The 8286-nt window shown below is 67.7% G+C and carries 10 protein-coding genes and 1 riboswitch; of the genes, 5 read left to right on the forward strand and 5 right to left on the reverse strand.

Annotated elements, in window-relative coordinates:
* Positions 1 to 12: 12 nt before the first annotated feature.
* From K2Y03_RS12030 to ispH, 5 genes are all read right to left on the reverse strand, one after another.
* A complete protein-coding gene (locus tag K2Y03_RS12030; protein WP_294090945.1) occupies positions 13 to 654 on the reverse strand; it encodes a hypothetical protein in 642 nt (213 codons plus the stop codon).
* Complete coding sequence (locus tag K2Y03_RS12035) at positions 651 to 1463, reverse strand: hypothetical protein (protein WP_294090946.1); 813 nt, start codon at positions 1461 to 1463, stop codon at positions 651 to 653. The genes K2Y03_RS12030 and K2Y03_RS12035 overlap by 4 nt, the downstream gene beginning before the upstream one ends.
* A 205-nt stretch (positions 1464 to 1668) precedes the next feature.
* Positions 1669 to 2148 carry a ribonuclease HI gene (gene rnhA / locus K2Y03_RS12040; RefSeq protein WP_294090960.1) on the reverse strand — a complete coding sequence of 160 codons (480 nt, stop codon included), beginning with the start codon at positions 2146 to 2148 and terminating at the stop codon, positions 1669 to 1671.
* Entirely contained in the window at positions 2145 to 3101 is a 957-nt protein-coding gene (thrB, locus tag K2Y03_RS12045) for a homoserine kinase (RefSeq protein WP_294090961.1), read from the reverse strand. The genes rnhA and thrB overlap by 4 nt, the downstream gene beginning before the upstream one ends.
* A 6-nt stretch (positions 3102 to 3107) precedes the next feature.
* Entirely contained in the window at positions 3108 to 4079 is a 972-nt protein-coding gene (gene ispH, locus K2Y03_RS12050) for a 4-hydroxy-3-methylbut-2-enyl diphosphate reductase (protein ID WP_294090962.1), read from the reverse strand.
* 146 nt (positions 4080 to 4225) lie between these two features.
* Between ispH and K2Y03_RS12055 the strand changes: the two genes are divergently transcribed.
* From K2Y03_RS12055 to gcvPA, 5 genes are all read left to right on the forward strand, one after another.
* Positions 4226 to 4837 carry a hypothetical protein gene (locus tag K2Y03_RS12055; RefSeq protein ID WP_294090974.1) on the forward strand — a complete coding sequence of 204 codons (612 nt, stop codon included), beginning with the start codon at positions 4226 to 4228 and terminating at the stop codon, positions 4835 to 4837.
* A gap of 69 nt (positions 4838 to 4906) precedes the next feature.
* A complete protein-coding gene (locus K2Y03_RS12060) occupies positions 4907 to 5311 on the forward strand; it encodes a hypothetical protein (RefSeq protein WP_294090963.1) in 405 nt (134 codons plus the stop codon).
* Positions 5312 to 5398: 87 nt separating this feature from the next.
* A riboswitch (glycine riboswitch) is annotated at positions 5399 to 5488 on the forward strand.
* Between the two features lie 120 nt (positions 5489 to 5608).
* Complete coding sequence (gene gcvT / locus K2Y03_RS12065; RefSeq protein WP_294090964.1) at positions 5609 to 6772, forward strand: glycine cleavage system aminomethyltransferase GcvT; 1164 nt, start codon at positions 5609 to 5611, stop codon at positions 6770 to 6772.
* Positions 6773 to 6788: 16 nt separating this feature from the next.
* The gene (gene gcvH / locus K2Y03_RS12070; RefSeq protein ID WP_294090966.1) at positions 6789 to 7160 is read left to right on the forward strand and encodes a glycine cleavage system protein GcvH; all 372 of its coding nucleotides are present in this window, start codon (positions 6789 to 6791) and stop codon (positions 7158 to 7160) included.
* A gap of 139 nt (positions 7161 to 7299) precedes the next feature.
* The coding region (gene gcvPA / locus K2Y03_RS12075; protein WP_294090967.1) for an aminomethyl-transferring glycine dehydrogenase subunit GcvPA at positions 7300 to 8286 on the forward strand (987 nt) is incomplete at its 3' end.

An 8286-nucleotide genomic window follows, 5' to 3' on the forward strand; every position in this document is an offset into this window, starting at 1 on the left:
CGAGAGTTCGGCTTACGGCCTGCTTCCGGCCGGTTGCGACGCCACCCGCTTCCTTCTCAGCCGCACCTCGATCCGGCGGCGGCTGTCGTCGGCAACCGCGTCGCCGCCGGCGACCACGCTGTCGTCGGGTTTCAGGAACGGCCCGGCGGACAGCGGCACGATGGTGAAGTCCTGCAATCCGGCCAGGCGCAGATACCGCGCGACCGAGACCGCGCGCGCCATGCCCAGCCCGGCATTGTCGGCGGCGTCGGGCGCATCGTCGGTCTGGCCCAGGAAATAGGGCACGAGCGTGCGGTCCAGATCGCTGGGCAGTCGCCCGCCGCCCTGGCGCGGCACATCGTCGGTATGGCCGATCACCTCGATCACGCGCGCATCATAGGCGCGGGCGGTAGCGCGCAGCCGGGGAATCACCTGGCGTGTCAGCCTTGCTTCGAATTCCGGCCCCAGCGTTGCCGATCCGGCGGCAAAGCTGAACCCTTCGGCCTCCGGCAGCACGATGATCGGCGGCTCCTCGCGCGGTTTGGGCGCGTTGTTGAGCGCGATCAGATAGGCGCCCATCACCACGGTTGAAAACAGCGTGATCGCCAGCAGCAGATAGATGGTTTCCTGCCCCATCTGCATGTGGAGCATGCTGCGCTGGGGTTCGCGGCTCATTCGGCGGGTTCGGCCGGCTTCACAAAGCGTTCGACCGATTCGATCAGGTCGCCCAGCGCATTGAGCATGGTGCCGGTTTCCTTGGCCGCCGCGCTCAGCTGGCTGGTCTCGCTGGCCAGCCTTGCCACTTCCTTGCTGCTCGTCTCCGCCGCGCCCGACAACAGCTTCAGCTGTGCCTCGCCCTGGCTCACCATCGCGCCCAGGCGAGACGCTTCGGCCTGCATCTGCTGGCCCAGCGTCTGGCTGGCGCTGGCGGCAAAGCGCAATTGCTCGCGCAGATCGCCGACCACGCGCAGCGTGCCCTTCAGCTCCAGCCCCAGATCATGGGTGACCGTGGCGAGCGTCGTCATGTCGGCACTGGCGTCGGCGCTGGTCGCCGCCTCATGCGCCTCGATCCGCAGCACCACCGCGAAGAACGGGGCAAGGCCCGCCGTCGCCAGCCCTTCCAGAAACGGCACCGCGAGTATGCCGAGCGCCGACAGATCGTTCACGCGCAGGCTCGCCGTGCCCAGGAACAATGGCGCGACGGCAGCCGCAATCCCCAGGATCAGCGACAGCACGCCAAAGGCGACCATCATCTCGGCGGCAATGACGGGGTCGAAATCGGCGCGGCGGCGCTGCAGCTGGCTGTTCGCTTCCCAGCGCATGTAGAACAGCAGCACGATATTGGTGGCAAGCAGCAGCGGATAGCTGGTCTGCAGCCACAGCTGCGCGCCATGCACCGCGATGCTGATCAGCAGCACCACGAGGCCGACCTGGCTGAACGCCATCTTGCGGCCGGCGGCGCGCCGGCGCGCCACTAAAGCCATGCGCGCGATCCCCTCAAAAAGCCCGTGCCCTTGCTACTGCTGTTCGCGGCGCAGCGCTAGGGTCTGTGGGGATGCGGGCGGGTAGGGGCGGGGGTGATTTCCGTGTCCCTATCCGTCGCCCCGGCCTTGAGCCGGGGCCAGGCTGCCTTGCGACAGCGAAAGAACAAGCCAAGCCCCGGCTCGGGGGCCGGGGCGACGGATCGTGCTATCCAGCCGCTGCGCGCGCGGCCGCGCTAGCCAGCGCATCGGCGCGTTCATTTTCGGGGTGGTTGGCATGGCCCTTCACCCACTGCCATTCGACCCGGTGGCGCGCGGATGCCGCGATCAGCGCCTGCCACAGATCGGCGTTCTTCACCGGCTTCTTGTCCGCCGTTTTCCAGCCATTGCGGCGCCAGCCATGGATCCATTTGGTCAGGCCATCCATCACATAGCGGCTGTCCGTGGTCAGGATGACGCGGCACGGGCGCTTCAGCGTGGTCAGCGCCTCGATCACCGCGGTCATTTCCATGCGGTTGTTGGTCGTCTCCGCGACGCCGCCCGAAATTTCGCGCTCGCGCGTGCCCATGCGCAGCACCGCGCCCCAGCCGCCGGGGCCGGGATTGCCCTTGCACGCCCCGTCGGTGAAGATTTCAACGAGCGGCATGTCGTCGGGCGTGCTGTCGGGCGGGGTGGCGGGCGTCGTCATTGAAAGGCGGCGTGGCGATGCGCCCGGTAAAAGTCCAGCCGGTTGAGATAGGCGCACGGGTCCTTGCGCGTTACCAGCGCGTCGGCCGGCGTGTTCAGCCAGTCCCACGCCCGGGTCAGCGCAAAGCGGATGCACGCGCCCATCGCCAGCAGCGGCAGCGCGTCGCGCTCCGCCGCCGACAAGGCCCGGTGCGCGGCATAGCCCCGCAGCAGCGCGCGGGCGACATCGGCGTCGAAGCGCGTGCCGCCGCCGTCAAACGCCCAGGCGCCATGCGCGATCGCCAGATCATAGGCGATCAGGTCGGTGCAGGCGAAGTAGAAGTCGATCACGCCCGTCACCCGGTCGTCGAGCATTAGCACATTGTCGGGGAAGAAATCGGCATGGATGGCGCCGCGGGGCAGGGCGCGGGGCCAGCGCGGCACCACCTCGTCGAGGGCGGCGGCCAGCCGGTCGTGCAGGCCGGGGGCAATCGCGTCGATCGCGGTGCCGCAGCGCGCAAGCAGCGGCGCCCAGCCATCCACGCCCAGATCATTGGCGCGCGTCGCTGCGAAATCGGCGAGCGCCAGGTGCATGGTGGCAAGTGCGGCGCCTGCCGCCTCCGCCTGTGCCGGGGTCGGCGTGGCGGGCGACAGGCCGGGCAGGAAGCGGATCAGGCAGGCCGGCCGCCCGGCCAGCGTCTGCACATGCACGCCCGCCTGGTCCGCAACCGCTGGTGCCACCGGCACATCGCGCGCGGCCAGATGGTCGAGCATGGACAGGAAAAAGGGCAGGTCGCCGGCGTGCACCCGCTTTTCATACAGCGTCAGGATGAAGCGGCCGGTGCTGGTTTCGACCAGATAGTTGCTGTTCTCGATCCCCTCGGCAATGCCCTTGGCCGAGCGCAGCGTGCCGCAGTCATAGCGCGCCAGAAACGCGGCGAGCGCCTGTGGCGAAACCTGGGTATAGACCGCCAAGCGCGTTCAGGCGGCTTCTGCTTCCAGCCCGCGCGGCAGCTTGAACGCCACCGTCTCGCGCGTGGTTTCCTCTTCGCGCTCGGTGATGGTGTAATGCTCGGCCAGCCGCGCGACCAGCTCAGGCACCAGCACTTCGGGGGCGGAGGCGCCAGCGGTGATGCCCAGCGTCTTGATGCCTTCAAGCCAGGCCAGATCAAGATCGCTCGCGCGCTGGATGAGGCGGGCCGGAATCCCCTGCCGCTCGGCGACTTCGACCAGCCGCAGCGAGTTGGACGAATTGGTCGCGCCGATCACCAGCATTGCGTCGCACTGGTCGGCAATGGCCTTCACCGCTGCCTGCCGGTTGGAGGTGGCATAGCAGATATCGTCGGCGCGCGGCGCGCGGATCGCGGGGAAGCGGCGCTGCAGCACCTGCACAATGTCCGCCGTGTCATCGACCGACAACGTCGTCTGCGTCAGGAAGGCCAGGTTTTCGGGGTCGGCGGGGGCGAACTTCTCCGCATCGTCCACCGTTTCGATCAGCGTCATCGCGCCATCGGGCACCTGGCCGAAGGTGCCGATCACTTCGGGATGGCCATCATGCCCGACGAACACGATGTGGCGGCCCTGGTCGACCAGCCGTTCGGCCTGGCGGTGCACCTTCGACACCAGCGGGCAGGTCGCGTCGAGATAGGACAGGCCACGCGCCTGCGCCGCTGCCGGCACCGATTTGGGCACGCCATGCGCGGAAAACACCACCGGATAACCGTCCGGCACTTCTTCCAGCTCTTCAACGAAGATCGCGCCCTTGGTGCGCAGTTCGTCCACCACATATTTGTTGTGGACGATTTCATGCCGGACATAGACCGGCGCGCCATATTTCTGGATCGCCAGCTCCACGATGTGGATGGCGCGGTCGACGCCGGCGCAGAAACCGCGCGGGGCGGCAATCAACAGGTCGAGCGCGGGCTTTTCGGTGGAAAGTTGGGGGTTCGTCATGGCGCCTCTCTACGCGATTGCTTGCGCCAGCGAAAGCCGGTTCCTATGGTGCGCGCCGCTTGATCAGGCGCGCCCCGGCTACCGGCGGGTCGCGCCCGTCCACTGGGAAGGTGCTTTCGTTGATCTGCCGCAAATCCGCCCTGCTGCTGCTGCCGCTGGCCATTGGGGCGTGCGCGCCCCGATCGGGCCAGTTCACGCTGGAAGGCATTACCGCCGTGCGCACCGCCTGCCCGGTGATCGCGGTGCCCGCCGGCACGGGTGACATCACCCTGTTCAACCCGGCCGACAGCACCGATCAGAGCGCGCTCGACGTGACCGCGACGATCACCAACCTGCGCGGCGATTGCCGCGACGCGGGCGAGTATGTGCAGACCGATCTGACCTTTGACGTGCTGGCGCGCCGCACCGACTCGGCGGCCGCGCGCGATGTGCCGCTGCGTTATTTCGTCACCGTGGTTCAGGGCGGCACGGCGGTCGTTTCCAAGCGGATTTCGGGCGTGACCGTGCATTTCGACGCGGGCCAGACACGCGCCAGCGTGAAGGGCGAGGCGGTGGCCAGCATCCTGCGTTCAGCCGCGTCGCTGCCGCCGGAGATCAAGCGCCAGCTGACCCAGCGTCGCCGCGCGGGGCGCGAAGATGCCGCCACCGACCCGCTGTCGCGCCCCGCTATCCGCGCCGCCATCCAGCGGTCGACGTTCGAGGCTCTGGTCGGCTTCCAGCTGACCGACGACCAGCTGAAGTATAACGCGACGCGGTAACCGTCCTTTGGCTCAAGGCCTGTCTATGCTATCCACGAGATCGGGACGTGTAGCCGGAGCGCGCGGTTGATGGGCGCATTGATCGTCTTTCTTGTCATATTGTTCTTCGCCCGGCTGAGCGAGCAGGCAGCCGCAGCAATTATCGCCCTTGTTTTCGCAGCCTTTTTTGGGCTTCTGGCGTGGCAGATCGCCATCTGGCCGTTGATCGAGTTCGCCAACGACAAACCCGTTTTTTGGGTCTTGCCGGCGTTGTTTGTAGCGGTGACTGTCTTCCGGTTGGCGATGGCGCGCGCCGTTGATGTGAAACGCCCGCCCGAGCAGATGTTTTCCGCGAAGCCGCCCAGCATGGAGAGGCGCCAAACTATTTTGAGGGATTTGAGGGAGGCCCGGCAGCGGGCGGTGCCTGACGCCCGAAAGGTGGCGCCCGTGGGCCGCAGGGCGCGCTGGTCGAGCTTGAAGTTGCCGCGGTTGTGACGCTGCCCCTTTTGCCCTGCTCGCATTAGCCGATTGACTCGCGCCGGGCCGCGCGGCACAGGCCGGGTGTCGGGGGCTTCTAGCCGCCACCCAAGCGCGGGAGAGTGCGGGCCACGGCCCGCCGCCGAAGGAGCAACCGCCCCGGAATCTCTCAGGCCGCCGGACCGCGCATGGGGCAGCACTCTGGAAAGCGGTGGCGGCATGCCGTCACCCACCGAAGGGGTAAGCGGGCGCGCTGGCGTTGCCCGCGAAAGCTCTCAGGTTCCCATGACAGAGGGGGCATGGTCTGGCGGTCCGATGGTGTCGGGCCGCGCCTTGCCTTGGGGGAATGCGGCGGTGGACGACGAACTGATCGAAGAAAAGATCGAGGTGCTGCCGCTCGACGGCTGGCACCGTGCGCGCGGCGCCCGGATGGTGGCGTTTGCCGGCTATCACATGCCGATCCAGTATGAAGGCATCATGGCCGAACATCTGTGGACGCGCGAGTCGGCCGGGCTGTTCGACGTGAGCCACATGGGCCAGCTGCTGATTTCGGGCGACGGCGTCGATGCCGCGCTGGAAGCGCTGATGCCCGCCGATATCGCCGGGCTGGCGCTGGGCCGGCAGCGTTATTCGCTGCTGCTCGATGCCGAGGGCGGCATTCTCGACGACCTGATGCTGTCGCGCTGGCCGGGCGGCATCTACATGGTGGTGAACGGCGCGACCAAGTGGGACGACATCGCCCATCTGCGCACCGAACTGCCCGACGAGATCACCATCAACCATCTGGAAGACCGCGCGCTGCTGGCGCTGCAGGGGCCAAAGGCGTTCGCGGCGCTTGCCCGCCATACCAGCGGCGAATGGCCGCTCGACGCACTCCGCTTCATGATGGGCGGGCGGTTCTCGATCGCCGGCGTCGACGCGTGGATCAGCCGGTCGGGCTATACCGGCGAGGACGGGTTCGAGATTTCAATTCCGGCCGAGGAAGCGGTGCGGATCGCCGATCTGCTCTGCGCCGAGCCCGAAGTGAAGCCGATTGGCTTGGGCGCGCGCGATTCGCTGCGGCTGGAGGCGGGGCTGCCGCTCTACGGGCATGACCTTGACACCGAGACGACGCCGATCATGGCCGATCTGGGCTTTGCGCTGGGCAGCAAGCGGCGGCGCGAGGAGGGCAATTTCCCCGGCGCCGCGCGCATTCTGGCCGAGCGTGCCGGGGGCGCGGGCCACAAGCGCGTCGGCCTGATCGTGGAGGGGCGCCAGCCGGTGCGCGAGGGCGCCGCCGTGATCGGCGCCGATGGCGCGCCGGTCGGCCGCGTCACCTCGGGCGGGTTCGCGCCGACGGCGGGCAAGCCGATTGCCATGGCCTATGTGCCGGCAGCGCTGGCCGCGCCCGGCACCAGCCTGACGCTGGAACAGCGCGGCAAGCGCCACGCCGCCCAGGTGGTGGCAATGCCCTTCGTTCCCCATCGTTACGTTCGCTAAACGAAAGGAGGCCGGCATGAGCCGTTATTTCACCGAAGATCATGAATGGATCGAAGTCGATGGCGATATCGGCACCGTCGGCATTACCGACTATGCGCAGGGGCAGCTGGGCGATATCGTGTTCGTCGAAGTGCCGGCCGAGGGCAAGGAGCTGACCAAGGGCGACGAAGCTGCCGTGGTCGAAAGCGTGAAGGCCGCGTCGGACGTTTATTCGCCGGTGTCCGGCACCGTGATCGAAGGCAATCCGGCGCTGGAAGAGACCCCGGCGCTGGTCAACGAAGACCCCGAAGGCGAGGGCTGGTTCTTCAAGCTGACGCTGACCGACACCGGTGAGCTCGAAGGGCTGATGGACGAAACCGCCTACGAAGCGTTCGTGGCCAAGCTGTAAGTCCGCTCCCCTCCCGCCGGCGGGAGGGTTGGGGGTGGGCACCCCGCAAGAACAATACGCAACCCGGCGCGCCTTTTGCCCATGGCGCGCCCACCCCCGGCCCCTCCCGCGTGCGGGAGGGGGGAGATGAAAGACCCAGATGCGCTATCTTCCTCTCACCCAGCCCGACCGTGAGGCGATGCTCGCCACCATTGGCGCGGCCTCGATCGACGATCTGTTCGCCGATGTGCCGGAGGCGGCGCGGCTTGACGGGCCGATCCATGGCCTGCCCATGCACGCGCCCGAAATGGCGGTGGAGCGGCATCTGGCGGCGCTTGCCCGGCGCAACACGGTGGCGGGCGATGTGCCGTTCTTCCTGGGCTGTGGCGCCTATCGCCACCATGTGCCGGCCTCGGTCGACCATCTCATCCAGCGCGGCGAGTTTCTGACCGCCTACACCCCCTATCAGCCCGAAATCGCGCAGGGCACGCTGCAGATGCTGTTCGAGTTCCAGACGCAGGTGGCGCGGCTGTTCGGCACCGACGTTGCCAATGCGTCGATGTATGACGGCTCGACCGCCTGCTGGGAGGCGATCGGCATGGCCCGGCGCATCACCAAGCGCGGCAAGGCGATCCTGTCGGGCGGCCTGCACCCGCATTATGTGTCGGTCGCGCGGACGATGGCGGCCTATACCGGCGACCAGCTCGAAACTTCGGTGCCCGCGCTCGACGCGGCAACCGATGCCGAGGCGCTGATCGCCGCGATCGACGACGATACCTCGTGCGTCGTCGTCCAATATCCCGACATTCTGGGCCGCATCACCGATCTGGCGCCGATTGCGGCGGCCGCGCACGCCAAGAAAGCGCTGCTGATCGCGGTCGTCACCGAGCCGGTGGCGCTCGGCGCGATCAAGTCCCCCGGCGAGATGGACGCCGATATCGTGGTGGGCGAGGGGCAGTCGATCGGCGTCGGCCTGCAATTTGGCGGGCCTTATGTCGGCCTGTTCGGCACCAAGGAAAAATATGTCCGCCAGATGCCCGGCCGGCTGTGCGGCGAAACGGTGGACGCAACCGGCAAGCGCGGCTTCGTGCTGACGCTCAGCACGCGCGAACAGCATATCCGCCGCGAAAAGGCGACGTCGAACATC

This window comes from Sphingomonas sp. (assembly GCF_019746015.1).
Classification (GTDB): Bacteria; Pseudomonadota; Alphaproteobacteria; order Sphingomonadales; family Sphingomonadaceae; genus Sphingomonas.